A 24,573-nucleotide genomic window follows, 5' to 3' on the forward strand; every position below is an offset into this window, starting at 1 on the left:
ATCATCCGCCGCAGATATTCTCAAACGCCTAAAAGGTAACCTTTCGGTGGTCGGGTACTTGGGCATTGTTAAACTGCTCAAAGCATTGACTTATACTCAACAAGCTTACAGATCATTGCGTTCTGAGTATTCACCAACTATTCATCGAGGCATTGCTGCCATATGCTAGAGTCTAAAGCTGGCAGATTAGCTTCGTCAATCCTTAAAATAGCTTCAAGTGCTCCTAGAACTAGGGTTGCTGGATAATCATAGCGTTTAGCAATAAAAAGGGATAGTTGTTTTCGTAGTTGCTCATGACCAAGCCTAAATTTGGGATTAGCTGCATCAGCAAACCGTTTGTCAAGACGATCTAACAGCCATGGTGACTCACGTAGTCGATGAATAAACTCTGGTTGTGACCATAATGAAAATTCTTCCAAGCTAGGATCTAGATTTAGTAGTGCGAGGCAGTACAAATCACACGATACATGGTCATTATTTAAATAATTGTTGGGCTTGGCTAACAATCGATGTCTCAAAAAGAATCCAATTTCTCTACTAGGTTTTGAGCAAGCTGCTATTAGTATTCCTAATCGAAGTGCGCTGTCACGATCACTACTTAAGAGTTTCTCCAAAAGCTGGTTCCAATTACTTGGCAATTCTTCCCTGTGGATAAAGGAAAGACGGGGATGCAAATGTTCGCTCTTTTCCCAAAAATTAAGCAAAAGCTCAACATCTAGTTCAGGTACATCAATGCAAAGTCTTAAAATAACACTTACCCACACGGAAGGAAGTGGTGGCAAGTTGTTTGCTCGCTCTAGTAAACTTCCCGCTTCTTCTGTAGAAATCGATTGCATTCTACCTCTGTAAAATAGTCCATCTAAACCTCGGGCTTTACTGACACGGTTAATCCCTTCTTTCTCAAGAATATTAAGAACCACTCGAAGCATTTTATGGAAAGGAATTTCGAGCGAAGATTCAGAGAATGAAGATATACCTTGAAATATATCTAGAGGAATTATAGGAAGCTGAAGAACGCTTCCAAGGGGCGTATTCAGAAGATGAGCACATTCATCTTTCGTGATTAAATTTTCCTCTGTTAGTAATGACCAATGATCTGGATGAAAGAAAAGACATATCCACAAACTTTCTGACCTAATAAAATCAGCACTTCTAGAAATCCACTCACGATCTTCTGTGGAGGCATGTTTAATTTTTCGTTTGAATTCTTTCCAGGAATCTGTCGAAGCGAAATCTGAGATAGATGGGCCTAAAATACGTTCGGTTTTCCATATATAACCAATACTTCCTGAAATCTGGCTTTCAACCAGTCTGGCGTGGTTATCCAAGTCACTATTATCCGGCTCTTGTATTGCTCGCGCAAGGCTCCTTAAATAGTCTGAATACAAGCCAACAGTATTACCAAGTTTTCTGATCCACCACTTGAGAACGCTAGCTTCACCAAAACTGCGACACAGATAAGGGAACAATCGCAGTTCTAAACTATCTTCCAAAATTGATAGTTCTACCCCTGGAAATAGGATTTCTTCTAATGCCCCTGATAAAAAGACAAAACGAATATTACTCAACCGCCAGGAACTCCCTATAGAAAGCAATAATTCACACTGTTTCTCCTTAGTTTGGCAAGATATTGAAGTATGTAGCTGATTCTGTTTTTTATGGGGTCGCCTTCTACCTTCTTTGTAGAAATAATTTTCGAATGCTACCTTGACTTCATAAATACTGCAATCTATCAAATCTACTCTTAGGTCATTTTGAAAGATTGAAAACAAGGCAGTTGATTGTGTGTCTTCTCGTCCTAGAAGGTCTTTAATCTTGCTGCAAAGATCTACACGTTCTTGAGATTGAGAAGAGGATAGTTCAGCTAAAAGCCAAAGTTCTACAGCTAGTGTTGCATTATCTTCTAAAGATAGATTTCCAAACATTTTCCAAAGTGTCTGAAAAATATCAAGAGAAGGAATAAGTCGTAAAATTTCTATCACCGCTTCCTGCTCCAACCATGCCCATCTAGTTTCTAAACTAAAGATTATTTTGAGGGCACGTTCAAAATCGCTCTTGCGTTGGAGAGTAAATTCGGGTAAGACATTAAGAATTGCTCGACGAGTTCTAGTTTTTCTAACAAGGGCTTCAATAGGGTCCTCTTCATCATACTGGTCGGGAATACCTGTAACCCAGCGCATTTGCTGGTTAGTATTCGCTTGAGCAACATAAAACTGAAGTACATAAGCCCAGTAAGCACCACGACGGACCAGCATATCAAAAACACGATCTGGATCTGCGTCAGGGTGATTCGATAAGTATACAGCAGCAAAATATTCCCGATATTGCTGTACAACAAAGTCTACATCTGTCTGGTCTTTTCCTTTGCCAACTAATAGGCAGAGACGATCTTTTGCTGCGTCAATAATTTCATCTGCTATGACCCGAAATGTTTTGTTTCCAAGTTGAGGTGCTGAATAATCTTCTAAAACGCTTAAGACATAGCTGCGAAATGTTTCACTATCGAGAGCTTCAATGCGGCTTTGTTCCATTTTGCAGTGAAGCTCATAGCCGATTCTCTCATGAAGGCGGAGCAATTCTTTTGCACGCTCACTCACAATCTCTGATTTTTCCTTCTCTCTATTAAAAATTACTTCAACATACTTCTGATAGAGTGAGTTCCGTTGATGTGGAATTTCAATCTTGCCCCTAACAATAGTAAGAATAACCGTTGCTTGTAGAAGTGATCGAGCTAAGCGCTGAACTGCTTCAGCAAGCATGCCACGACTAATCCGCTCTTTTGCTTCACTTCGCTCGTCTGCATCACGAATCCTATTTTTTAGCCAACAGTCACAATACTCATCAAAATCTGGTCTTTCAAGTTCGTTAAGTTCCCAAGTTATCGGCTTAAATCCTTCAAACTCACCAGAGTATCCTTTCGGGCGACTTGACAAAATTACTTGAATGTCCCCATTTTCTGAATCGATGCGACGCAGGAATATTTGTAGGTTCTCTATAATCTGCTGTCGTGTTTCTGGGTTTGGAACCTCATCTAAACCATCAAAGATTAAAAGAATAGGGTTTTTAGATGCCAAATCAAATATGTCATCCATTTCAAGACTCGATGAAGTATTTTTATTAATTAAACCCTCAGCAATGTAGCGAGCCAATTCATGATTTTTATCTTGTTGCTGACTCATCCACTTTGCATAGCGGCGTAGCTCTATTCGGAAAGGAAAACGTGGACGACAATAAGCATCCAAATCTTTAGCAGTTTTTCCCTCCGGCAACTTCAGTCGATCTGCAAGATGCAGAGACAGCTCGGGAGAAGCAATTCGAGCAGCTTGGTAAAGACCCAAAAACTGAGTTAGAGTACTCTTACCTAAACCAGGTCCACCTAAAAGTAAAGTGTACGGATGGTCTGCAAAAAATAGAGCGAATGATGCGCGTACTTGCGTTAAGTTTTCTGGCAACAGAACTGCGCCGGTATTAGGCTTCGAGTTAGGTTTCCTGGAAAGCCATTCAATGGGAAGTTCATAGTTACTGTCTTGAATCTTTAAGGTTAGATCGATAAAAACCTCAGACAGTGGAAGATCAAGTTCATCGCCTGCTTCTTCTGCACGAGCGGATCCTTCGCGCTCTGTAACAAACTTCAAATAAGCTTTAAAAGCGCTCTGTTTACGACTTGCCTTGGAAGTTGCTTCGTTGTACAGAGCCTTAAGAGTGTCACCAACCAGAATAGTATCTATATAGGCTGTCCGAACATCCTCATTCGCATCTAGCATTCTTGAAATGTCAGCAGCGTCCCATACATGAATTTCTGGAACATGCTTACTCCACTTTTTTGCTAGTGTTGTTATCTGATCTCGAGTGCCAACGTTTCGTGCTCCAGTGAAGGGTACATTAGTAACCATCACGTAGGCGTGACATGGCACGGCATACTTATGAACAATCTTTTCTAGTTCCTTATCCAAATCTGCCACGACTGCATCGCGAGCAGTAAACCAGCCACGCTGATCAGGGTCATGATATTTAACTTGAAAAACCCACTCCTTTGGTATATCTGCTTTTTGATCAACTGGTCGGGAATATTCTGAATGATTGATTGGCTGCGTCCACGTAGCTTCTCGTCCACCATCTTGCCCTGGACCAAACTGAATTAAATTGCCATTGGTACGATACGTTTTCTCTAAGAGCGCCTGTACCATGGCCTCAAAGTCAATTGGCTGCATACGAGCAAACGAGTATTTTGACATGTGATGTTTTTAAGAAGTAGTTTGAACTGCCTGTTAACAAAGATCTCGTCTTTGATTACTTTAAGGAGGAGCCTACCAAGTGAACTAGTAATCTTGATCAACTGATAAGGAGTCTAAACCTGTCTTCTAAGTCGTCTCAATTTAGAGGATCAGGACTTGCTTCAAGATAGCGGATCTCTTGCTGAACGCCTAGTAGAAACAGAAGTTTTTGAACATTTTCTCTCCTAGCAACCCAGACAAGTGTTGGCGCAAAAAAACGCCCCTTGCAAGGCTCTGCAAGAAGCGTGGGAGACTTAAGGCTATGAGAATTGAACAAGACTGCTCAGGAGGCTCCATCGTCAGATTGATTTTGCAGGTTTGGCAGACAAAGTAGCGGTTCAGTTAACTCAGTGACCATCTACTGCTCTCTCGCCGGTTGCCTTGGCCGAGTGTAAGCTTGAGTACCAACGGCACGGCAGGGGGCATTCATTTGTTCGCACAGGTGGTTAGGGACATCAGGATTGGATGCAGCACTTTCATAGCTTCACAACTTGCAGCAGCTGTGAACTCCTTGAGTTTAGAAATACCTCCAAAAGGCCAAGCTTTAACTGCGTAAAAACACTGAAGTCTGAGTGTCAGAGTTCAAAAACTCAGTGAGATTAGGGACAGTTTCGCTAAAAAGAAGCTCGATTAGCTATCTCAGATCGAAGTTTTGCTATTTGGTAGCGAAGTTTCAGTCGCAGCAGCGAAAGTTCGCTAAATTTAGCTAACTTTGTTAGATTTTCTTCAGAATTTGCTTCTGAATAGCGAAAGTTGACTAAATTGATTTGGAAAGTTAATGATTCGGAGGGAAATCAATCAATTTTTTAGAGCCATTTGTATTTCAGTAGCCATCTTTTGCTATCTCAGACCGACGCGAGCTAAAAATTTGGCTCGGTTGGCTAATTTTAGGCTCCGTTGCCTACTGCGGAGCGACGGGTTGCTAAACGGCTGGCTCGGTTGGCTAATTTTTGACTCGGTTGGCTAATTTTTGGCTCGGTTGGCTAATCGTTAGGCTTTGGTGCCTGTTGCGGAGGGACGGGTCGCTAAACTCTGGCTTGGTTGGCTGGTCGCTAATCAGTAGAAGACTCGCTTGCGTAACGACTGATGCTCTGCTAATCTTGGCTGCATCGCGTTGAGCGGAGCTTTTGCCTATCGTCAATCACGGTTAATACGCTGCAAAAATTTATCGCTGCCCAGAAGTTATAGAGGAACTTGTGGACAGCTAACCCCTCAACTGGTACGAGGCCAGTCAGGAGGCTAACGGGTGATTTTAACACCCCCCTAGCCACCCCGACTTTGCATTGCCAAAAACAGGGTGGCTAATCATTTGGCGGCATCTCGGTAAGGGCGAGACAACCTCGCCCCTACCCACGACCGCATTTTGGTCCCTCCAATCCCCCACTTCTGGCGGGAACTGGTACTGATTTTTGCTACCGAATTAAACCTTTAACCACTCTCTTTCTCCCCCCAACCTTGGGAGGCCGGGGGGCCAGAAACACCCAACTTCTTATCCACCACTCGCATCCCATGCGCAAACTTTTGCAAACCATCAATCCGCGTCAATTCGAGATTTCGCTCTCGTACCTCGCCACTTATCTCGGCATCCCACCCGACTGCATTCTGCGCTTCGAACAATGGGCTCAAGTCCTCTTTGTGCATCGCAAAGACCGGGGTGGGCAATTCATTAGCTACCGCAACTTGATTCACTGGCTCGAAGCTTGCGTGCAGACCATTCGCAGCTGCGAAACCCATCAAGCCCTTCAAGAATTTGGCCAACAGCTCAAAACCGAAATCGAGCGTTTTACCTACGCGCCTGATGCCATTGCCTACTTGCGTCGCCTGTGGCAACAACGCAAAGCCCAGTTAGATCTCGACCTCAATCTTCGCAGCTTCTATAACCCCTAATCCCTCAGGACCCAACCCCCAATGCTTCCTTCCCATCTATCCCCTTCCCAAGTCCGCCTGCGCCTCTGGGACTACATCAGCCGCGAACTCAAGCTCATGCCGCCCCTCAAACTGATTTTGTTAGTCCTGGCAAACTACACCGATTCCCACAGCCACAAAGCCAACATCCCCGCATCTCTAATCATTAGAGACTCTGGCCTGCGCGATGAAGAAATCAAGCGTTTGTTAATCAGTTTAGAAGCCGCCAATTGGGTCGAAAGTACGCGAGTGCTCTCCGATGCCGGACGTTCAGTAATGCTCTACAATCTTTCGGCGCAGCTCATCCGACAAGTTCTAGGCCCAGCTTGAACTTAAGCTCCGCTTGAGAAATTGTCTCAGACTTAATAGTTTTGAAAATACCACCAGGGCCAGGGACTACCCCATAGCAAAACCAGGCCAAGTTCACTCAACTTTTTCTCGGAGCTAGATTCCTCAGCCTCTGATTTAACTGTTGGTGCTTCGGTCAGCAGCAGCCTTTTCTTATCTGTAAACATGACTTCAATTTCCCCGTTCCCGCCATTACGACCATTGAATTTCGCCTATACAACAAATAACAACGACACCCATCGCAAACCACTCCTGTTAAGGCAGGTCTGATTACTCTTTTGCCGCTCTAAACTTACGCTTTCGCGCACTCACGAGCTAGGCCCCATATGCTAGGTCCCCAAGACCGGCCATTCTGAACCTGGACCTGTCATTCGCATTGGCGCGTAGCAAGTTTAAAGGCTTCCTGAGCACAGTGCAACAATAGCGAGTGGGGGATTAGACAACCTCGAATTACAGACTGACAAATTGCAGGCAGTCTCTAGCCGGCTGAAAGCTCAACTGAAGGGAAAGATCATGACGATTGGCATCTGGGTTCTAGGCGATCAACTTTGGGCAGGACAGAGCGCTTTGCAAAGTCGTATCCAACAGAACCAACAAACTCCCGTCATCTTCATTGAGTCCCTGCACCACGCTCAGCAATTGCCCTACCACCTGCAAAAACTGGTGCTGGTTTGGTCAGCCATGCGGCATTTTGCTGAAGAATTACGGCAGGCTGGTTGGCCAGTCACTTATACCCAGGCCGTTGATTTTCAAACACCACTCATCGACTGGATTGAGCAGCATCAGATCAGCGAATTGCGTGTAATGACGCCCACCGACCGTCCCTTTGCCCAACTGATTCGCAAACTAGAACTGCCCTGCTCCCTCACTCTGTTTACCAATAACCGCTTCGTTTGGGATGAGGAAGATTTCAAACAGTGGGCCAGCTCACGCAAACGCCTGGTAATGGAAGACTTCTACCGCGAAGGCCGTCGCCGTTTCAATATCTTGATGGTCGGCGATCAACCGGCAGGTGGTCGGTGGAACTTCGACCGCGAAAATCGCAAACCGCCCAAAGGCAAACTCACCCTACCCGAAGCCCTCTGGTTTGAACCAGACACCATCACGCAAGCAGTCATCGATTGGGTCAAACAATCGGAAGCCTTCAAAGCTAGCCAAACCTATTGGGACACCGAACCATTTCGTTGGGGCGTGACCCGTCAACAGGCGTTGCAAGTTCTCCAGTTCTTCGTGCAAACGCGCCTATCTGATTTTGGTCCTTATCAAGATGCAATGGTGACCGGCGAGCAAACTATGTGGCACGCCATGCTCTCGCCCTATCTCAATCTAGGCTTGTTGCATCCCTTAGAAGTTCTCGAAGCTGCCGAGCAAGCTTACACCGAAAATCAAAGCGAATGGGAACTTAGCAGTGTCGAGGGCTTCGTGCGTCAAATCCTGGGTTGGCGCGAATACATGCACGGCATCTACTGCTACATGGACGCCGACTACCCCGAGCGCAATTGGTTCAGCCACACGCAGCCCCTACCCACTTTTTACTGGACCACAGAGACCCCAATGAACTGTTTGCATCAAGTGTTGAGCCAGGTCAAAGAACTTGGCTACGCTCACCACATTCAACGCTTGATGATACTCAACAACTTCGCACTAATTGCAGGCATTTCCCCCCAAGAATTGGAAGACTGGTTCCACGCCGCTTTTATCGATGCCTACGATTGGGTCATGCAAACCAATGTCATTGGCATGGGCCAGTTTGCCGACGGCGGTCTAATCGCTTCTAAACCCTACGCCGCCTCAGCCAATTACATCAAAAACATGAGCGACTACTGCAAAAAATGCGTCTACAACCCACGCGCCCGCACGGGTGAAAACGCCTGCCCATTCAACTTTTTCTACTGGGATTTCTTAGCTCGCCACTACGACAAACTCAAGAACAACCACCGCATGGGCCAAATCCTACGCAACCTAGAACGCCTCGCACCCGAAGAACTGCAACAAATCCGCTTGCAAGCCTCCGAGTGGCGAACTCAGCAATTGAATTCACCGAGTTAAATTTTCAGCAAACCCAACAAACTCCGAATCCTGCTCCCCCTTCCCTCGCAGGGAAGGGGGTTGGGGGGTTAGGTCCTAGGTCATCATCGTTGACGCCAGCCACCGAGACTTCGATTGTCCGGTACAATCTGCGGCTGTTGCCAGCCGTAGTTGTAAAAGCCCCCATTGTTTAGAGGCTGTTGCCAGCCGTAGTTGTAGAAGCCCCCGTTGTTTAGAGGTTGCTGCCGGCTGTAGTTGTAAAAGCCCCCGTTGTTTAGAGGCTGTTGCCAGCCGTAGTTGTAGAAGCCCCCGTTGTTTAGAGGTTGCTGCCGGCTGTAGTTGAAAATAGTCAAGCCATTCTGAGGCTGCCCAAGCCGAAAGCCCCAATTCTGGTAGTTCCCCCAATTCTGGTAGCCCCAAGAACCCCAGGGATTTCGAGAGTTCCGATAGTAATAGGAATCTCTATTATTTCTATCCCAACGGTCGCGATCGTCGCGATAGTCCCGATTGCTGCGCCGCCGCCGTGCCTGCTCTTCCTGTTCCTCCGCGGCCCGCTCGATCCGGTCGTCCTGTTCTCGTCCCCGCGCTTCCTGTTCGCGTTCTAGAGCATCGCGTTCGCGACGGGCATCCTCGCGCCTATCCCAGCTAGACCAATCGCGGTCGCGGTCTCTATCCCGGTCCCTATCTCTATCCCGGTCTCTGTCGCGGTCGCGGTCTCTATCTCTGTCGCGGCGCTCATTCCGGCCATCAATCGAGTCGTCGCGTTCTTCGCGGCTATCCGCAAGCCTCAACTGCACAGTTGAGACCTCTTGACTGGCTGGCAAACCTGCCTCAATGCCTCCCGCGCCAGCATCCAGGTCTACAGCCCCCGCTGAGGGACTCAGGCTGAATGTGCTGAGCAGGACGGTCGTGGCTAACATCCCAAATTTCATCATCACTCACCTTGTAGGCCCTGGCGAGCCTCCAGATAGCATTTCTTCTATAAGACTCTTATGCCCCTGATTTGTTTCCTTCCTGCCAAAGAATCACCCGATTGGGTGACTTAGGCCTATCTCAGCATACCTATTGTTTCCAGATTGAATCTCGAAAAATTACAAACTTTTTGTAAATTACTGCGGAACTCTATGAAACTTTCGCCGTCAAGTCATCCAATCAGGTGAGCCAGTCGAATGAAGTAAATTGGCTCTGAACAATCGTAATTTGAAAGAACCTCCGAAGTAAGCAAGAAGGAGTCCCTAGCATGGCAGTGATTAACGGTACATCTGGTAGCGACAACCTCATTGGAATGTCGGAGAATGATTCAATTTTTGGCTTTGAAGGCAACGACCGACTAGATGGTTCGTTTGGTGATGACACCCTCTACGGTGGCGGTGGCAACGATTTAGTTTTGGGTTACGACGGCAATGATCTTTTGATCGGCCAATGGGGCAATGATGAGCTCAAAGGTGAGCTTGGTGAGGATGTCCTCTACGGTGGCAACGGCGATGACATCTTGGATGGCGGCCGTGACAATGACCGCCTCTATGGTGGCGCGGGCTCCGACACTCTGTACGGTTATGACGGTAATGACCAGGTGTATGGCGGCGATGGCAACGATGTTGTGAGAGGCGAATCCGGTTGGGATAAGCTTTACGGCGAGGCTGGCGACGATACCCTATACGGAGGAACTGGCCGTGATAGCCTGACGGGTGGCTCCGGCAACGATGTCTTGGTGGGTGTCTACGGTGCCGCCGATAATCCTGGCAAAAATGAACTTGATACGCTAACTGGTGGCAGTGGCCGAGACCGATTTGTGCTGGGTAGCAGAGATAAAGTCTTCTACGATGACCGGGAGTTTCTATCTCCTGGCCGGAGTGACTATGCCGTGCTGACTGATTTCTTTGAAGACGAAGATTTCATTCAGCTCAAAGGCGACCGAGGCGACTATGTTCTGAGGAATTCGCCGATTTCTGTCGGTTCTTCTGATCAAGATCTAGCCATCTATCTTCGCCAGGGTTTCCCAGAACCTAATCAACTAATTGCGGTTGTTCAGGATGTTTCTGACCTGAACTTGAATGATAGTTACTTCAAGTTTGTTTAGACGACTTAGAGGTAACTTAGACTGTCCTGCGCCTGTCCTGCTGCCAACTTCTGACAGCTTTTTGACAGCTTCCTGACAGCTCTACTGACACTTAAACAAGAACCGCTGGGGGAGTTGAGCAGTAATATGCTCTGCTCCTCTGGCGGTTCAGCCTTGAAAGCGATTACAGTCCCATAGGGAGTTCTCCACTCCCACCGTTCTCAGGCACCATATTCTCAGGTACTAGGTTTTCGGGCACTGCGTTTTCAGGAGATTGCTACCTTGTCTCTGCACATCACGCCTCCTCAAGTTGAATGCAAAACGCCCCTGGTTGCGATCATCGGCTCTGGCAATGTGGGCAGTGCCTTGGCGCAACGGGTCGCTGAGAAGAACCTGGCGGATGTCGTGCTGCTGGACATTGCGGCAGGACGGCCCCAAGGCATTGCTTTGGACTTAATGGAAGCTCGGGGCGTTGAGCGCCATGACCGCAAGATTACCGGTTCGATGGACTACGCAGACATTGCTGGGGCTGATGCCGTGGTGATCACTGCTGGGCGACCGCGCACCCCAGGCATGAGCCGGGATGACTTGCTGCGGGTTAATGCCGAGATTGTGTCCGGTGCGGCGCGTCAGGTCATTGCTCATGCTCCTGATGCGGTACTAATTGTCGTCACCAACCCCTTAGATGTGATGACCCACTTGGCCTGGAAGGCGAGCGGTTTGCCAGCTCAACGGGTCATCGGGATGGCAGGCATCCTCGATTCAGCTCGCTTCCAGACCTTTATTGCCATGGAACTGGGGGTTTCAAGCGTTGATGTCAGCGCTATTGTGCTGGGGGGGCACGGCGATCTGATGGTGCCTCTGCCGCGCTACTCGACCGTGAACGGCATCCCGATTACCGACTTGATGGATGCAGCCACGATTGAGCGTTTGGTTGAGCGCACGCGCAACGGGGGTGCGGAAATCGTAGAACTGCTGCAAACGGGAGGAGCGTTCTATGCGCCCGCCTCCTCGACCTATGTGATGCTCGAATCTATCCTGCTCAACCGCAGCCGAATTGTGCCAGCCGCGGCCTATCTCGCTGGTCAGTATGGTCTGCACGACTTATTTATCGGGGTGCCAGTGCGTCTCAGCTGTCGGGGCGTCGAGTCGATTCTGGAGCTGGTTTTGACGGACCAGGAGCGTTTAGCCTTACAACAATCGGCGCAGTCTATTCAGAAGAGTCTGTCTCAACTGGCTGCGCTGACTTCCTGACTTCGCCTTGAAAAACGGGGCTCCTGAGTTTCTTGTGTTCCTTAGGCTGTTGGTTATTGGCCTGAGTATGCCCTGCTTGTTCACCCATTTATTTAACCAACAACCCTAGCTCCAGACCGGCAAAATGCTTCAAGCAAACAATGCTTCTAGTTCTGGCTCTAGGGTTGTTGAGTCTTGTCAAGGCATGACCAAAGCCTATTACGCACTCTCAAAAAGCCTTGAAAAGCTTCAAACAGCCAATAAAAAAGACCCAGTAAGGGCCTCTAAAAACAATCAAACTGAACTCTGAAAGGGGTCAGGTTTTAGGTTTTAGTAACGGCTACGCTCTGAGAAACCACCACTGCGGCCCTCACGTCCGCCGCCACTGCCGCCTTCTTCACGAGGACGGGCCTTGTTGACCTTGATCTGGCGGTTCATCCACTCAGCGCCGTCTAGTTCAGTGATTGCTGTGTCTTCTTCTGAATCCTTAGCCATTTCGACAAAGGCGAAGCCGCGCATGCGACCAGTTTCACGGTCCATAGGCAGGGTTACACGATTGACCTTACCGTATTCGGAGAACACTTCACGGATGTCGTCTTCCGTGGCTTGGTAGGACAGGTTACCAACGTAAATTGTCATGGATCTCTCCCCAAACTGAGGGCATAAAGGACAGTTCGGGAAGAACTTGAGACCGGAACGGATTCATCAGATCTTGAGGCCGAACTAAATCTGCCTGCATTGTAGATGATAATTACGGGAGATCGTCAACTATAGCAGCAACTTAAACCTCCCACATCCCTTTAAGGGGAGTCGCGTCTTTGTTGCTAGTCACTGGGTTATGCCGCTTGAGTTAGCCAGCGTAGCACGACACCCTCAAGCTGACGGATCTCCCGGGTGACTTCTTGCTTAAACCACTGGCCTACCGCATCGAAAGGTGTGAAGACCTGACCCACCTGACCAAAGGCATTTTGCCAGAGCTGGTGATTGCCCAAAGCAGTGAGGTGGCTGCCATCTAGGGTCACGCTGGTGGTTAGCTTGGCAGGAAATAGAGACTCTAACTGCTGAGCCAGAATCTGACTCTGGTCCAGAGTGTCATTAGTGAAGCGAACCAACAAGTTGCGCCGTACCCGATAGCGCTGCTCAATGATCAAATTAGTGCGGCGAGGCGAGGGGTCGAACTCAAAGGCCAGCGGTGGCGGTAACTGATCAACCAGCGGAATCGCGTTGCGGGCGCTGAAGTTGTTGTAGGAAACCAGGATGTTACCAGCGCGCTCGACTGGAAACAGACTGCCGATTAGCAAATGCAACTTACAGCCCATGCTGTGTCCGAGGCCATAAACTGGCAGGTCGATCAGCGTTAGCCGAGCACAGGTCCGCTCAAAACTGCGTAAGACCTCGCCGGCAATGCTCTTGTGGTCGAGGGTATTGATAAAGGGTGTGGCAATGACGGCATAGCCAGAGCTGGCCAAGCGCTCCAACAGCCAACTGTAGGTCAGGTGGGGAGCGGCTGCGACAAAGGCCCCGCCCAGAAAATGGATGACTGCAATCGGCTCCGGTGGCATCAGAACCGAGCAACCTGCGAAGTCTCGCCAGGCCGGTGTGATTTGTGAAGTCATGTGAACTATTCTAGGCGCTTCTTGATCTAAGCCTGCTCTATCTAGGTTGGGTCGGTCTTGCGCTCAGCGGCTTTGTCTTCAGAATCCCTGTCCTCAGAATTCCTAGCTTCGGAGCCCTTCCCTTCAGAGCCGTGGCGCAAGCGAGCTTTGGCCTGCTGCCAAAAGCCTTCAAGTTCGGCAAGCGTATACTCTTCCAGTGGGCGCTCAGCCACCTGCTCCATGAGCTGGAGGCGCTGCACAAAGCGGCGATTGGTGCCTTGTAATGCATCACTAGGGTCGAGCTTGGACCAGCGGGCCAAGTTAACCACAGTAAACAGCAAGTCGCCTAGCTCGGCCTGCATGTGGTCTAGGTCGCCCTCAGTCAGCGCTTCGCGGAACTCTTGCAGCTCTTCCTCGAACTTGGCCCACACCCCGCCCATGTCGTCCCATTCGAAGCCTGCTTCCGCCGCTTTGACTGAAATTTTCAAGGCAGCTAACAGCGGTGGCATTGTGCGGGCATAGCGGTCGAGCTTGCGACTGAGGGCATTGCGGTCAGCTTCGGACTCGCCTTTCTCGGCGGCCTTAATCTGCTGCCAATTGCGTTGCACCTCTTCGGGGCTGCTCACAGAGACGGTGCCAAAGACATGAGGATGCCGCCGGATCAGCTTGGCGCAGATTTTTTCAGCGACAGTATCCAGGTTGAACTGGCCCATTTCACTAGCGATTTGAGCCTGCAAGACGACTTGCAGCAGCAGGTCGCCCAATTCATCAGCGATGGCCTCAGGATCACCTTGCTGGATGGCATCAACTACTTCGTAGGCTTCTTCAACCACATAGGGGGTCAGGCTTAGCGGCGTTTGGGCGCGATCCCAGGGACAACCGTCAGGAGCGCGTAGCCTAGCCACAATTTCGATCAGCTCTGCCAGTTGCTTCATGGCCACTTCACTACCAAGGGTTTGCCGGGGGGTTGCCGAGGGTTTACCAGGGGTTTCCGAGTTGTCTCAGTTGACTTTACCAGCGACGTTACCAGCCAGCGACGCTACCAGTTAGAGGTCGCGCGTTCGTAGGCAACTCGGGCGTAGACGGTTTCGGTCTGCTGCGCAATCTTGGACCATTTAAAGCGGCGCTCTAAATCTTCGGCTGCGTTGTCAGTTAGCCACTGTGCATAGCCAGGATTTTTGAGCACTTCCAGAATGCCCCAGGCTAGGGAGTCGGCATTATTGGTCCAGGTGACGATGCCCGTTTTAGTGTGTTGCACCACCTCAGGGAAGCCGCCCGTATCTGAGACTACGACTGGCACATGGGCCGCAAAGCTTTCTAAAGCCACAATGCCAAAGGGCTCGTACAGGCTAGGGAATACGGCGCAATCGGCAATGGTCTGGAATCGGTCTAGATCCTGATCGGACATGAAGCCTGTGAAATAGAACTTGTCCCACAGACCCAAACTCCCTGCCTGCCGCTTCAAAGAGTCGGTGTTGCCGCCGCCAATAATCACGAACTTGACCTGTCCTCCCATTTCCCAGGCAACTTTGGCAGCTGCATTGACGATTTGGTGGACGCCTTTCTCGTAGGCCATGCGGCCCACGTAGTACACGATTTTTTCGTGGTCCTCAGCGAAACGACGACGGAAAGCCCAACGGTCAAAGTCCTGATGCTTCTTCTTCTCAGGTCGAATGCCGTTGTAGATCACGTCCACTTTTTCCCAGGGGCAATGGAAGGCTCGGCCCAGCTCATCGCGCATGTAATGGCTGCAGACAATCAGCCGCCAAGCTTCATAGACCAACCGCTCTTCTTTGCTGTTGATGTAGTGCTGTGTATCGGTGCGGATACCGTTGTAGCGACCATATTCGGTGGCGTGGATCGTGGCGATCAGTGGCAGCTTGAAACTGTGTTTAAGGGCAATCGCCGCATCGGCCACTAGCCAATCATGGGCGTGAATGAGATCGAAGGGGCCGTCTTCGAGCATCAGCTTGCCGCCGTGGTTGCCCATGCTCTCGTTCATGTTGACGACCCAATGGAAGAAATCGTGGCTATAGGCCACCGGCACCCGATGAACCTTCACTCCATCCACCACTTCATAATGGGGAGCTGCGCCGAATTCGACCGTGATCAAGTGGATCTCGTGGCCCTGCGCCACCAGCTCTGGGTACAGCTCTGCAACATGACGAGCAATGCCGCCAACGATCCGAGGCGGGTACTCCCAAGCGAGGACCAGAATCTTCATGGGCAGCGCACACTCCGATAAAACTGTGTCATCGACATCATAAAAAAATGTTGCGACTCTCACCATCCGAGGATCGCAACATTGCGATATCGCTTAAGACATCATCGAGAAAATCAAGAAATACGTTTAGAGGTCCTCTCTTAGAAGGCTGTTCTGTGAGGCCCAGTAAGGAGGCCTAGTAAGCGGGATATCTCAGACTCCTGTCTTGGCCCTTTATTTGGCCCTTTATCTAATCTCAGATGGGCTTGTATTTGAGGAACACGATTGCCTGTCGCCAGATGATCGTTGGTTGGTCGTATTGATCATTCACACAAATGCAATAGGGATCTTGCCAGCGCACCCGACCGACAATCAGGTCATTAGTGGATAACTTGATCTCAACTTCCTGACTTTCTTTGATCAGGGCTTGGAGCTGACGGATACTGGGCAGATTAGTCTCAAGTTCAGTAGGCACAGATTTCTCCTTAGGGGCGCATCAACTCAACGGGAAAATTTGTTGCAAGAATAATTCGCTGGGACAATCTGCTAGAGCAGTACAGCAGCCCTGAAGGGGACTAACGCTGTCCCCATACTATTTAGGGCTAATGACCTCAACAGTGGCATTAGTTAGACCATTCTGCCGAAGTTGTTCCACTAAGCTGTCAGCATTCACCCGATCACGGAAGCTTCCCACCTGCATGGCTGACTGACCGTTATAGCTGGTCGTAAATGCCCCTGACACTACCCGACGGACCTGCGCCCGCTGGCTGTCACTGGCTGCTGGAACCACCACTCGATAGCGAACCTCTGAGCCCGTTGGCCCTGGCAAAGGACGCGAGACTGGGGTCTGACGCACTGGCACAGTGGGTAAAACTGGAGGGGCTGCGGGGCTGGGTAGCGGTTGCGGGCTAGGCAAAGGTTGTGGGCTAGGAAGTGGACGCGGCGTAGGGATTTGCCCAACCGGACCCGGAACGGGTCGCTGCGGTAGAGGCGGAAATGAGCTAGTGGGAGAAGGGCTAGGTGTGAAGGGAGCCTGGCCTGGTAGAGGTGTTGATGGCAGCGTCGGTGAGGTTATTGGCGGCAGAACTGCCACGGGCGGCGTAGGACCCGGTCGAAAAGTGGGCACCGGAATGGGAATGGCAGTTGGCGTGGAAGTCGGAAAAGGTGCGGCAGTCGCCGTAGGAATGGGAATTGGTGCCCCTGGCAGAGTCGCTGTGGGCCGTGGTGGCAGCGTTGCCACAGGCGAGGCGGGGCTGGGGCGAAGCGTGGGAATGGGCAGCGTTGCCGTGGGCGTGGGACGTGAGGGCAAGCTGGGAAGTGGCGTAGGTGAGGCCTGAGCAGGCGGTACAACGGCAATTGGCGGCACGTTCGGCTCGGGCACTGGCTGACCGGTCGCGACCTGCTCTACCTTGCCTGCTAGGCGGGCAGCGCTTAACTGATTACCTACCGAGACCAGGGTATTACCACGGGTCGTGTTCTGGATATCCCGCTGACCGTTGTTGCGGAAGCTGTTGCTACCGGGCTCGGTGGGGGTACCCAAATCGGGTAGCGCATTGGTGATTGCAACTAGGCCGTTGCGCACGTTATCGGCAATCAGGTTACCGCGTAGGACTGGACGAGCATTCGCCTGCGTAATCACGCCATCCTGGTTTTCGACAATGCGGTTCTGGGCAACTAAGGGACTAGCGTTCTGGCCCACATTAACGCCAAAGCCAGTCCGCTGAAACACGTTTTGCCGAACCTCTGGCCGAGAGGTACCGACAATAGAAATGCCGTTAGCGCCATTGCGGTAAAAGTAGTTGTTGAGCACTGTAGGAGCAGCGTTGCCGGTAACAAAAATGCCGTCATGGGTGCTGCCAGTGAAAGTGTTATTCACCACAATTGGGCTGCTCGACTCTACCCACAGTGCATAGCCGCGTCGATTGGTGTTGGTGAGAGTGACCCCGCGCAGTTCAGCTTGACTGGCTCCCAAGATGGCAATATTTTGTCCGGCGAAGCTGGGGCTGGTGAAGCCACCCCCGCCTGTAATTACGATGCCATTGCCCCGGCTACTCTCCTCACCGCGAATAACAACACCTGGTCGCATCACAATCGGAAAGCTCTCGCCGCTGGCGCTGCTGTAAATCCCCGGCTGAAGCTGAATGATGTTTCCCACTTGGGCTCGGGTCAGGGCGTTGGTAATCGTGCGCAGTGGCGCTTGCAAAGTGCCGTTACTGGCATCGTTACCGTTAACCGGATCGACGTAGAGAAAGCGCTGGGTCTGAGGGGTAAGCGAACCAGGTGGGTTGGTATTGATACTTTGGGCTAAGACGGTTGCGCCACCACTACCCAGCAGCAGCGACACCAGTACCAAACGACCGTAAAAGCGGCCTGTTTGTAGTGGTTTGCCTGCTGACCATTTGTAACCCGTCCTACCCCCACTCCTACCCATAGCGTTTCTCCTCATCACAGGACCATATTGCTTGAGACTGTAGCCGATTTTTTTCAAGAACCCCTCACTTTCAAAGCGCTGAGCCTGCTCAGGTAGGATTAAGACTGATTGGGAAGCGAAAAAGATGCCATCAGCCCCAGCTCAGCTCCATCACCAAGCGATCAAGCGCATTCTGGATGCCAATCTAGATCGCGCCCGTGAGGGCTTGCGAGTGGTTGAGGAATGGTGTCGCTTTGGCTTGGAGAATGCCCAGCTCAGCCAGGAATGTAAACAGTTACGAGCGGAGCTAGCGCCCTGGCACACGGCAGACCTCCTAGCAGCCCGCGATACGGCTCAAGATCCAGGGACAGGGCTGTCCCATGCCGCTGAAGAGGAGCGCAATAGTCTAGAGGCTGTGCTGCGGGCCAATTTGTGCCGGGTTCAGGAGGCCTTCCGGGTTCTGGAGGAATACGGCAAGCTGTGGCAACCTCGGATGGGCAGTCACTTCAAGCACTTGCGCTACCGAGTCTACATCCTAGAAAGTGCCTTATTGGGTAGTAACCCGGTGACCAACGAACGGCTGGAGCGCCTGAAAGCAGCTCGTTTGTATCTAGTGACCTCTCCGGTTGACAACCCATTGGCCGTGGTGGAAGCGGCACTGCAGGGAGGATTGCCCCTGGTTCAGTACCGCCACAAAACTGCTGATGACGAAGTCCGGTTACCGTTAGCGCAGCACCTAGCTCAACTCTGCCGCCAATATGGGGCTCTGTTTATCGTTAATGATCGAGTTGATTTGGCGCTTGCTGTGGACGCAGACGGTGTGCACTTGGGCCAGCAGGATATGCCCGTTGCCATTGCGCGCCAACTGCTAGGGCCGAACCGAATTATTGGTCAGTCCACCACCAACCCCAGCGAAATGGCTAAAGCGATTGAATCCGGCGCTGACTACATCGGTGTGGGTCCAATCTATGAAACGCCCACTAAGGTGGGTAAGGCTGCCACTGGTCTAGACTATGCTCGCTATGCCGCCGCTAAAGCACCTCTGCCCTGGTACGCCATTGGCGGCATTGACGCAACTAACCTGCCGGATGTGCTGGCTGCCGGAGCTGAGCGGGTTGCGGTCGTACGGGCGATTATGAGCGCAGCCAATCCCACCGAAGCCACCCGCGCCCTGCTGGCGCAACTGACCTTGAATGCGAGTCCTGTTCCATGTCCTCCGACTGCTCCAACCTGATTACCCTCCAGGTCAATGGCGAGCCCCAGACCTGTGCTCCTCAGACGCTACTGCCCGAATTTCTGACCCAACTCAAGCTCAACCCGCGCCTGATTGCGATTGAATACAATGGCGAGATTCTGCACCGTCAGTTCTGGGAGCAGACGCAGATGCAGAATGGCGACCGGCTAGAAATCGTGACAGTTGTCGGCGGAGGCTAAACGGAAGTATTAGATCAAGAAGGTGGCACTGCTGGACTAGGCACTGCTGGTGCTGTGGGATCTGTGGGTACTGCTGGCGCGGTGGGTCCTGGTGAGACCAGACCTGGAGACGCTGGTGCAGGAGAGGTCAAGCCCGGTGCTGTTGGCGCTGGGGGTGTTTGGCTCGGTGTAGGCACCTCTAGAGATGGTGCTGGGGTTGGTAAGGGACTAAACTCCGGCGTTGGTACGGGCGATGGTTGTACCAACTGACGCAGTTGCTCCTGGTTGGCACGATCTGAGAACCACCAACCGCCCAAGCCGAGACCCAAAGCCAGCAATACCAGCACCGCCAGTGTCGCTTCTCGCCAACGACCCCGTGGCTCCGGCAGAAGCTCAGGCTGCTTGACCAAGTGACCGGGAATCAGCGTGGGTTGCGGCTCGCTGAGCGGTTCAACCTCGGCAACTTGAGCCGCAGCAGTGGATTGCCCCAACCTAACGCTAGGTTCTGCCTGTTCACTCGTTGAGTGTGGAGGAAGCGGATCCTCGCGAATCGTTGGGACGTCACCCAAATCTATGCCTTGAGCGAGCGGATCCTCACGAATCGTTGGGACACCATCCGCGTCTGCTTGGGTCGTGGTTGAGTTCCGGGGCAGTGTATCTTCCAAAGACTCAGGATCAATTGCTTTGGGTGGCTGTAACTGAGCGTGAATTAACACCACCGAGACGTTGTCATGACCATTGCGGGTATTGGCCAACTCGATCAAGCGAGTACAGGCTTCAGTAAGCGAGAGCTGCTGATCAAGAATCGGACGCAGGGTCTCAGTCCAATACTGCTCCACCCGGTCGTAATCGCTGAGGCCGTCAGAGCACAACAGAATCACGCAGTCGTCATCTAGGATGAAGCGCTGCACTGAGGGATGTAGAAAATCAGAGGCTCGGGTGCCTAAGGCTTGAGTTAAAGCCCCGGCATCTGACCGTTGCAGTGCCTCGCGGTACAGGGCATGCCCCAGACGCACTTCCCTCGAGGCAACATCGTCATCCACAGTAATTTGGTGACAGCTATCGCGGCTGATCCAGTAGGCGCGACTATCGCCCACGTGAGTAATGTACAGCTCGTGGCTGCTCTGGCTGACTCCTGACGCCGGGGCTAAAGCCATGACCAAGGTGGTGCCCATCCGCTGGCGAGCCTCCCGGCTGGCACTGTCGTTCTGGCCCACAATCAGGTTGTTGACCACCCGCACCATCGTGTCTAGTTGGGCTGCAACCACAGCCGGAGGCGTTAAGTTCTCCTGGTCTAGCTCGGTGATCAGGGCCTGAGCTTGGGGGCGCAGCGTTTGCACAGCCTGACGGCTCGCCACTTCCCCGCCTTCATGCCCACCGATGCCATCGCAGACAATGCCCAGGCGAATTTCGCGGCTGGTTCCCAAACGGTCATTGGGATAGCAGGTATCTTCGTTCTGAGAGCGCTGAGGGCCTGTATCAGTGCCACCTACAATCTGAATGCTCAGGGGGACGGTTCGGGCATGATTCACTAAAATCGCATCTAACTTGTTCTGAGCCTCTGGAATGCTCAGACTGCCAGAGGTCAGAGACTGGCATAGCTCTTGTAGGGCAGGCACTTGCTCCACCGGCGATTGTGCTAGCCAACGGGACCACAGACCGACTAGTTGCAGCTCGGAGACGGGGTGCTCGATATCGTCAAACAGCAACTCCCGCAACCGAACCAATGGCCCATCCACGCGTATATTCTCAGGCCAGAGCAGGCTCGTAGCTGCCCCTGCTTGGGCCAGAGGTGTCCAGAGCGCGAGAATCTGCTGCAACCAGGCGAGCTTGCGCAGCGTCGAAACTCCTGCCCAGGTTTGCTCTAGAGTTGGTTTGAGTTCGCCCCGCTCATCTAGGGGGCTCTTCTCTAGAAGCAGAATTTCTCCCACTTCCTCTGACAACACACCATAAACCTCAGGCAAGTGTAATCGCCAGGGCTGAAGCTTGAGATAAGTTAGGAGGGTATCCGACAGCTCCTCCGGCAATTGCGGCATCCAACTGGGACGAGTATCGAGCAACCGTTGGGGCCCTACAACTCGATATCGGTCTTGTAAAAGGCTGCCCGTTTCCCAGTGCTGAGCAGTATCGGCTAACTCGCTAGGGATACTGGCCCACAGGTAGACATGCGGCAGCGACGTGCGGCAGCGCTGGCAGAAGCTATGGGTCTGCGGATTAGGGCTCTGGCAACTGGGGTTGGGGCAGTAGATGATCGGCTCATTGCTGCTCATGGGACCCACTCACACTTGGAGGCTTGTTTCCAATCATTGAAGCCTGAAACTCTATGTTTCAAATACCCACTCCTGCTGACCCATCCGAATCACTTCTCCTCTCCGTAAATCTACCGGCTCGTGGGGCTTCAATCGCTGACCATCCACGAAGGTACCGTTAGAGCTACCCAAATCTATCAGGTGGTACTGTCTGCTCTCCTGAGAGCTGAGCGAAATACAAGCGTGGTAGCGAGAGCATTGCAAGTCTTGAATCTGGATTCGATTACTGCCGTCGCGTCCGAATGTGAGGGGCACTCGCGCCAGGTTGATGCTCTCCCCAGAAGCCAAATGCACCAAGCGAGGTGTTTGAGCGGCTAACTCTGTCGGCTGCGTACTGAGTGTACGCGATACAGGCGTTGGGCGTGAGGTCGGTATAGGAGCTTCTACAACAAACGTCGCTGCCACCTTTGGTACATCCGGTAAAGAATTAAGCTTAGCCTCGTTAATCTTGACCTTAGAAACACCTGTTTCCGGAACACCTGCCTTAAAAACTCTAGCCTCAGGCGTTCCCAAGCTTGCCCGCAGAGCCTGGATCTCGGCATCCTCAGCTGACTGCATGTAGGGCTCTGGCGCTGGGATCTTTACGGGCTTACGCCCTGAGCGGAGTGGCGCTGCATCTGGACCGAGATTGCTCACTCGTACTTCCTCTAGGTGAAATCCTAGAGGGTAGAAAGCATCCACACGGGTAATCAGCAAATCACGGACCAGCAGGGGGCCATCCTGTTGCAGCTCAGCTAGGGTATAGCCACCCAGAAGCAAAGCTAGATTATCTTTCACGGCAACAGTGAGGGCCTCTAGAGGATCTGACAACTCCAAAGCTACCCGCTTGGCATCAATGACCTGGTAAGTGAGGCTCAGAGTTAGCTTGAGCGGCTGCTGGTCGCGTGAGCAGAAGTCACCCGCTTTGCTTTGCACGCGTAAAGTCCGTAAGCGCGTGTCTACAATCAGAAGCTGACATTGCTCGAGCAATGGGACTGCCAGGTTCATATAGCGGCCTGGTGGCATGGTACGAACTAAGCGCCCATTCTTGAGCAGAAAGCCAACGCACCCTTCCTCAATCGTAGCCACTGAGAGCGGCGTCAAAAGGCCAAGGCCAGTTTTTTGAATCAGAGGCGAGGGGTTAGAGGTCATAGCAGTCCAGTGATGCGGGGCTACACCAGCCCCTCCCCAGTTCAATGCATCCCCTCCAGGATAAAGCAGGCAATCCCAGACTCTACAGATCTGATATACTAACCTTCTGGCATGGCGGCATAGCCAAGTGGTAAGGCAGAGGACTGCAAATCCTTTATCCCCCAGTTCGAATCTGGGTGCCGCCTTAAGACCTGAAACCTTTATTAGAAAAGCATTTCAGCCCCCTTGAAGGGCTGTTTTTTATGCCTTAAGTCCGTATTAGTTGGCTTAAAGAAAGTGTCAGATATTGCACAAAAACGACAGATTTGCACAGAGAATGACAATAAAGTAAGACAAAAGTAAGTACAAAATGGCCGAGGACGGGCACGATCTGGTGATTGATGAGGCGATCCAGCAAGCCAATCAACGGCTGAAGGATTCCCGGCTGCGCATCAGTCTGATGCGCAGAGGGGGCGCAATCTGCGTCCAAGCAACATTCCCGCCGAAGCCAGGAAGTGTGAGAGAGAAGCCCCATCAACAGAAGCTTGCCCTGGGATTAGATGCCTCATTAGAAGGAGTAGCCAAGGCAGAAAAGGTTGCACAGATGATGGGGGCAGAGCTTGCCTTAGACCAATTCAAATGGAGTGATTGGTTAAAGCCGGACCTGAACGAGGGCACTTGTTTTTACTGGTCGTCCAAATTGGAGGAGCAATTCTGGGCAAAGCATAAACCCAAAAGTAGACCCACCTGGGAGAAGGATTACAAAACGGTGCTGCGCCGCCTTCCTCCAACGCAGCAAATGACTCCGGCTCTGCTGCGTCGCATTATTCTGGAGACTGAGCCCGACAGCAAAAACCGCACACGCACGGTAATGGTTTGCAATGCGCTGGCCAAGTGTGCAGGATTGCCAGTCAGCTTCAGCGACCTACGCGGCAAGTATTCAATGCGCAGGGTCAGCGCCCGTGAGCTGCCCTCAGATGAACTGATCGCCAGCTATCGAGAGCAGATCAAGAATAAATCTTGGCAATGGGTGTATGGGGCAATGGCCGTCTGGGGTTTACGTCCTCACGAGGTCTTTCACCTTGATTTGCGAGAGTTCCCGGTGGTGGAAGTGAGCAAATTTACGAAAACGGGCAGACGATATGTTTATCCGCTTTATCCAGAGTGGGCAGAGCAGTGGAAACTACAAGATATAAAACTGCCTAATTTAGAAGAACTGAATAAGCAGGAAGCTGATTACGACAATTCGAAGTTAGGAACTAAAGTCTCTGGCTGGTTCTCTAAAAACAAGGTTCCATTTCAGCCTTATGAGCTCAGGCATTGCTGGGCACGCAGAGCATTTGAATTTGCACTGCCGCCTGACTTTGCCGCCGTCTTGATGGGCCATTCAGTCACTGTGCATTGTGAAATTTATAGAGCTTGGATTGGTGAGCAAACTTACAGGCGAGCTTACCATGCCATAATTAATAGAGCGGATCGTCCTCAAGCACCGACTATCCTACGGACGACCAGTCCCTCTGAACAGCTGTGACGTTGACTTTAATTACTCTATATTTGCGCTTTCTATTGTCAGACGAGGGAGCGGGCTGAACGGGAGTAACGCGAGCATTCGCCCAGTGATAGCCTTCGAGCCAAAGACCCCAATCAATACGCCTTTGAATCGAGCGGACACTGTAACCGTTGCCT

General features: G+C 51.4%; 18 protein-coding genes and 1 tRNA gene. 9 read left to right on the forward strand and 10 right to left on the reverse strand.

The features are described from left to right. Positions 1-137: 137 nt before the first annotated feature. Positions 138-4,211, reverse strand: coding sequence for an NACHT domain-containing protein (locus H6F94_RS31255; RefSeq protein ID WP_190806200.1), 4,074 nt, complete (start codon positions 4,209-4,211; stop codon positions 138-140). Between the two features lie 1,572 nt (positions 4,212-5,783). Here H6F94_RS31255 and H6F94_RS31260 point away from each other — a divergent pair. The 3 genes from H6F94_RS31260 (at position 5,784) to H6F94_RS31270 (ending at position 8,576) form a co-directional block, all read left to right on the forward strand. Next, positions 5,784-6,161 (forward strand): hypothetical protein, encoded by a 378-nt coding sequence (locus H6F94_RS31260; protein ID WP_190806201.1) that lies wholly within the window; start codon positions 5,784-5,786, stop codon positions 6,159-6,161. 21 nt (positions 6,162-6,182) lie between these two features. Then, positions 6,183-6,509: a hypothetical protein gene (locus H6F94_RS31265; RefSeq protein WP_190806202.1), complete on the forward strand. Its 327-nt coding sequence runs from the start codon at positions 6,183-6,185 to the stop codon at positions 6,507-6,509. Positions 6,510-7,040: 531 nt separating this feature from the next. Next, positions 7,041-8,576, forward strand: coding sequence for a cryptochrome/photolyase family protein (locus tag H6F94_RS31270; RefSeq protein WP_190806203.1), 1,536 nt, complete (start codon positions 7,041-7,043; stop codon positions 8,574-8,576). Between the two features lie 83 nt (positions 8,577-8,659). On the opposite strand, the gene H6F94_RS31275 is transcribed toward H6F94_RS31270, so the two are convergent. After that, a complete protein-coding gene (locus H6F94_RS31275) occupies positions 8,660-9,487 on the reverse strand; it encodes a hypothetical protein (protein WP_190806204.1) in 828 nt (275 codons plus the stop codon). A gap of 308 nt (positions 9,488-9,795) precedes the next feature. Between H6F94_RS31275 and H6F94_RS31280 the strand changes: the two genes are divergently transcribed. Further along, positions 9,796-10,635: a calcium-binding protein gene (locus H6F94_RS31280; protein ID WP_190806205.1), complete on the forward strand. Its 840-nt coding sequence runs from the start codon at positions 9,796-9,798 to the stop codon at positions 10,633-10,635. A 261-nt stretch (positions 10,636-10,896) separates the two neighbouring features. Further along, positions 10,897-11,868, forward strand: coding sequence for a malate dehydrogenase (gene mdh, locus H6F94_RS31285; protein ID WP_242041540.1), 972 nt, complete (start codon positions 10,897-10,899; stop codon positions 11,866-11,868). A gap of 309 nt (positions 11,869-12,177) precedes the next feature. Here mdh and rbp read toward each other — a convergent pair whose 3' ends face one another. From rbp to H6F94_RS31315, 6 genes are all read right to left on the reverse strand, one after another. After that, positions 12,178-12,486, reverse strand: a complete 309-nt coding sequence (gene rbp, locus H6F94_RS31290) for an RNA-binding regulator (RefSeq protein ID WP_190806206.1) — start codon at positions 12,484-12,486, stop codon at positions 12,178-12,180. A 197-nt stretch (positions 12,487-12,683) separates the two neighbouring features. Beyond that, positions 12,684-13,463, reverse strand: coding sequence for a DUF1350 family protein (locus H6F94_RS31295; RefSeq protein WP_190806207.1), 780 nt, complete (start codon positions 13,461-13,463; stop codon positions 12,684-12,686). Between the two features lie 41 nt (positions 13,464-13,504). Next, on the reverse strand, positions 13,505-14,377 hold the full coding sequence (gene mazG / locus H6F94_RS31300) for a nucleoside triphosphate pyrophosphohydrolase (RefSeq protein WP_190806208.1): 873 nt from the start codon (positions 14,375-14,377) through the stop codon (positions 13,505-13,507). Between the two features lie 104 nt (positions 14,378-14,481). After that, positions 14,482-15,666, reverse strand: a complete 1,185-nt coding sequence (locus H6F94_RS31305; protein WP_190806209.1) for a glycosyltransferase family 4 protein — start codon at positions 15,664-15,666, stop codon at positions 14,482-14,484. A gap of 235 nt (positions 15,667-15,901) precedes the next feature. After that, positions 15,902-16,120, reverse strand: a complete 219-nt coding sequence (locus H6F94_RS31310; RefSeq protein WP_190806210.1) for an Hfq-related RNA-binding protein — start codon at positions 16,118-16,120, stop codon at positions 15,902-15,904. Between the two features lie 117 nt (positions 16,121-16,237). After that, complete coding sequence (locus H6F94_RS31315; RefSeq protein ID WP_190806211.1) at positions 16,238-18,076, reverse strand: DUF1565 domain-containing protein; 1,839 nt, start codon at positions 18,074-18,076, stop codon at positions 16,238-16,240. A gap of 124 nt (positions 18,077-18,200) precedes the next feature. Here H6F94_RS31315 and H6F94_RS31320 point away from each other — a divergent pair, with 124 nt between their 5' ends. Together H6F94_RS31320 and thiS are read left to right on the forward strand one after the other, a co-directional pair. Continuing rightward, on the forward strand, positions 18,201-19,289 hold the full coding sequence (locus tag H6F94_RS31320; RefSeq protein ID WP_190806212.1) for a thiamine phosphate synthase: 1,089 nt from the start codon (positions 18,201-18,203) through the stop codon (positions 19,287-19,289). Further along, positions 19,265-19,489, forward strand: coding sequence for a sulfur carrier protein ThiS (gene thiS, locus H6F94_RS31325; protein ID WP_190806213.1), 225 nt, complete (start codon positions 19,265-19,267; stop codon positions 19,487-19,489). Before H6F94_RS31320 ends, thiS begins: the two co-directional genes overlap by 25 nt. Before the next feature lie 14 nt (positions 19,490-19,503). On the opposite strand, the gene H6F94_RS33170 is transcribed toward thiS, so the two are convergent. Both H6F94_RS33170 and H6F94_RS31335 read right to left on the reverse strand, forming a co-directional pair. Next, on the reverse strand, positions 19,504-21,738 hold the full coding sequence (locus tag H6F94_RS33170; protein WP_190806214.1) for a protein phosphatase 2C domain-containing protein: 2,235 nt from the start codon (positions 21,736-21,738) through the stop codon (positions 19,504-19,506). Between the two features lie 51 nt (positions 21,739-21,789). After that, on the reverse strand, positions 21,790-22,908 hold the full coding sequence (locus tag H6F94_RS31335; protein WP_190806215.1) for an FHA domain-containing protein: 1,119 nt from the start codon (positions 22,906-22,908) through the stop codon (positions 21,790-21,792). A 113-nt stretch (positions 22,909-23,021) separates the two neighbouring features. Here H6F94_RS31335 and H6F94_RS31340 point away from each other — a divergent pair. Together H6F94_RS31340 and H6F94_RS32760 are read left to right on the forward strand one after the other, a co-directional pair. Then, a tRNA-Cys gene (locus H6F94_RS31340) sits at positions 23,022-23,093 on the forward strand. Between the two features lie 164 nt (positions 23,094-23,257). Next, positions 23,258-24,418: a site-specific integrase gene (locus H6F94_RS32760; protein ID WP_190806216.1), complete on the forward strand. Its 1,161-nt coding sequence runs from the start codon at positions 23,258-23,260 to the stop codon at positions 24,416-24,418. The last annotated feature ends 155 nt before the right edge of the window (positions 24,419-24,573 follow it).

The organism is Leptolyngbya sp. FACHB-261, assembly GCF_014696065.1.
GTDB lineage: Bacteria > Cyanobacteriota > Cyanobacteriia > FACHB-261 > FACHB-261 > FACHB-261.

Coding starts and splice junctions, on each gene's coding strand:
- H6F94_RS31270 (WP_190806203.1), top strand. CDS start 7,041: ATGACGATTGGCATCTGGGTTCTAGGCGATCAACTTTGGGCAGGACAG.
- H6F94_RS31305 (WP_190806209.1), bottom strand. CDS start 15,666: ATGAAGATTCTGGTCCTCGCTTGGGAGTACCCGCCTCGGATCGTTGGC.
- H6F94_RS33170 (WP_190806214.1), bottom strand. CDS start 21,738: ATGAGCAGCAATGAGCCGATCATCTACTGCCCCAACCCCAGTTGCCAG.
- rbp (WP_190806206.1), bottom strand. CDS start 12,486: ATGACAATTTACGTTGGTAACCTGTCCTACCAAGCCACGGAAGACGAC.
- H6F94_RS31255 (WP_190806200.1), bottom strand. CDS start 4,211: ATGCAGCCAATTGACTTTGAGGCCATGGTACAGGCGCTCTTAGAGAAA.
- thiS (WP_190806213.1), top strand. CDS start 19,265: ATGTCCTCCGACTGCTCCAACCTGATTACCCTCCAGGTCAATGGCGAG.
- H6F94_RS31335 (WP_190806215.1), bottom strand. CDS start 22,908: ATGACCTCTAACCCCTCGCCTCTGATTCAAAAAACTGGCCTTGGCCTT.
- mazG (WP_190806208.1), bottom strand. CDS start 14,377: ATGAAGCAACTGGCAGAGCTGATCGAAATTGTGGCTAGGCTACGCGCT.
- H6F94_RS31280 (WP_190806205.1), top strand. CDS start 9,796: ATGGCAGTGATTAACGGTACATCTGGTAGCGACAACCTCATTGGAATG.
- H6F94_RS32760 (WP_190806216.1), top strand. CDS start 23,258: ATGGCCGAGGACGGGCACGATCTGGTGATTGATGAGGCGATCCAGCAA.
- H6F94_RS31320 (WP_190806212.1), top strand. CDS start 18,201: ATGCCATCAGCCCCAGCTCAGCTCCATCACCAAGCGATCAAGCGCATT.
- H6F94_RS31295 (WP_190806207.1), bottom strand. CDS start 13,463: ATGACTTCACAAATCACACCGGCCTGGCGAGACTTCGCAGGTTGCTCG.
- H6F94_RS31275 (WP_190806204.1), bottom strand. CDS start 9,487: ATGAAATTTGGGATGTTAGCCACGACCGTCCTGCTCAGCACATTCAGC.
- H6F94_RS31260 (WP_190806201.1), top strand. CDS start 5,784: ATGCGCAAACTTTTGCAAACCATCAATCCGCGTCAATTCGAGATTTCG.
- H6F94_RS31265 (WP_190806202.1), top strand. CDS start 6,183: ATGCTTCCTTCCCATCTATCCCCTTCCCAAGTCCGCCTGCGCCTCTGG.
- H6F94_RS31315 (WP_190806211.1), bottom strand. CDS start 18,076: ATGGGTAGGAGTGGGGGTAGGACGGGTTACAAATGGTCAGCAGGCAAA.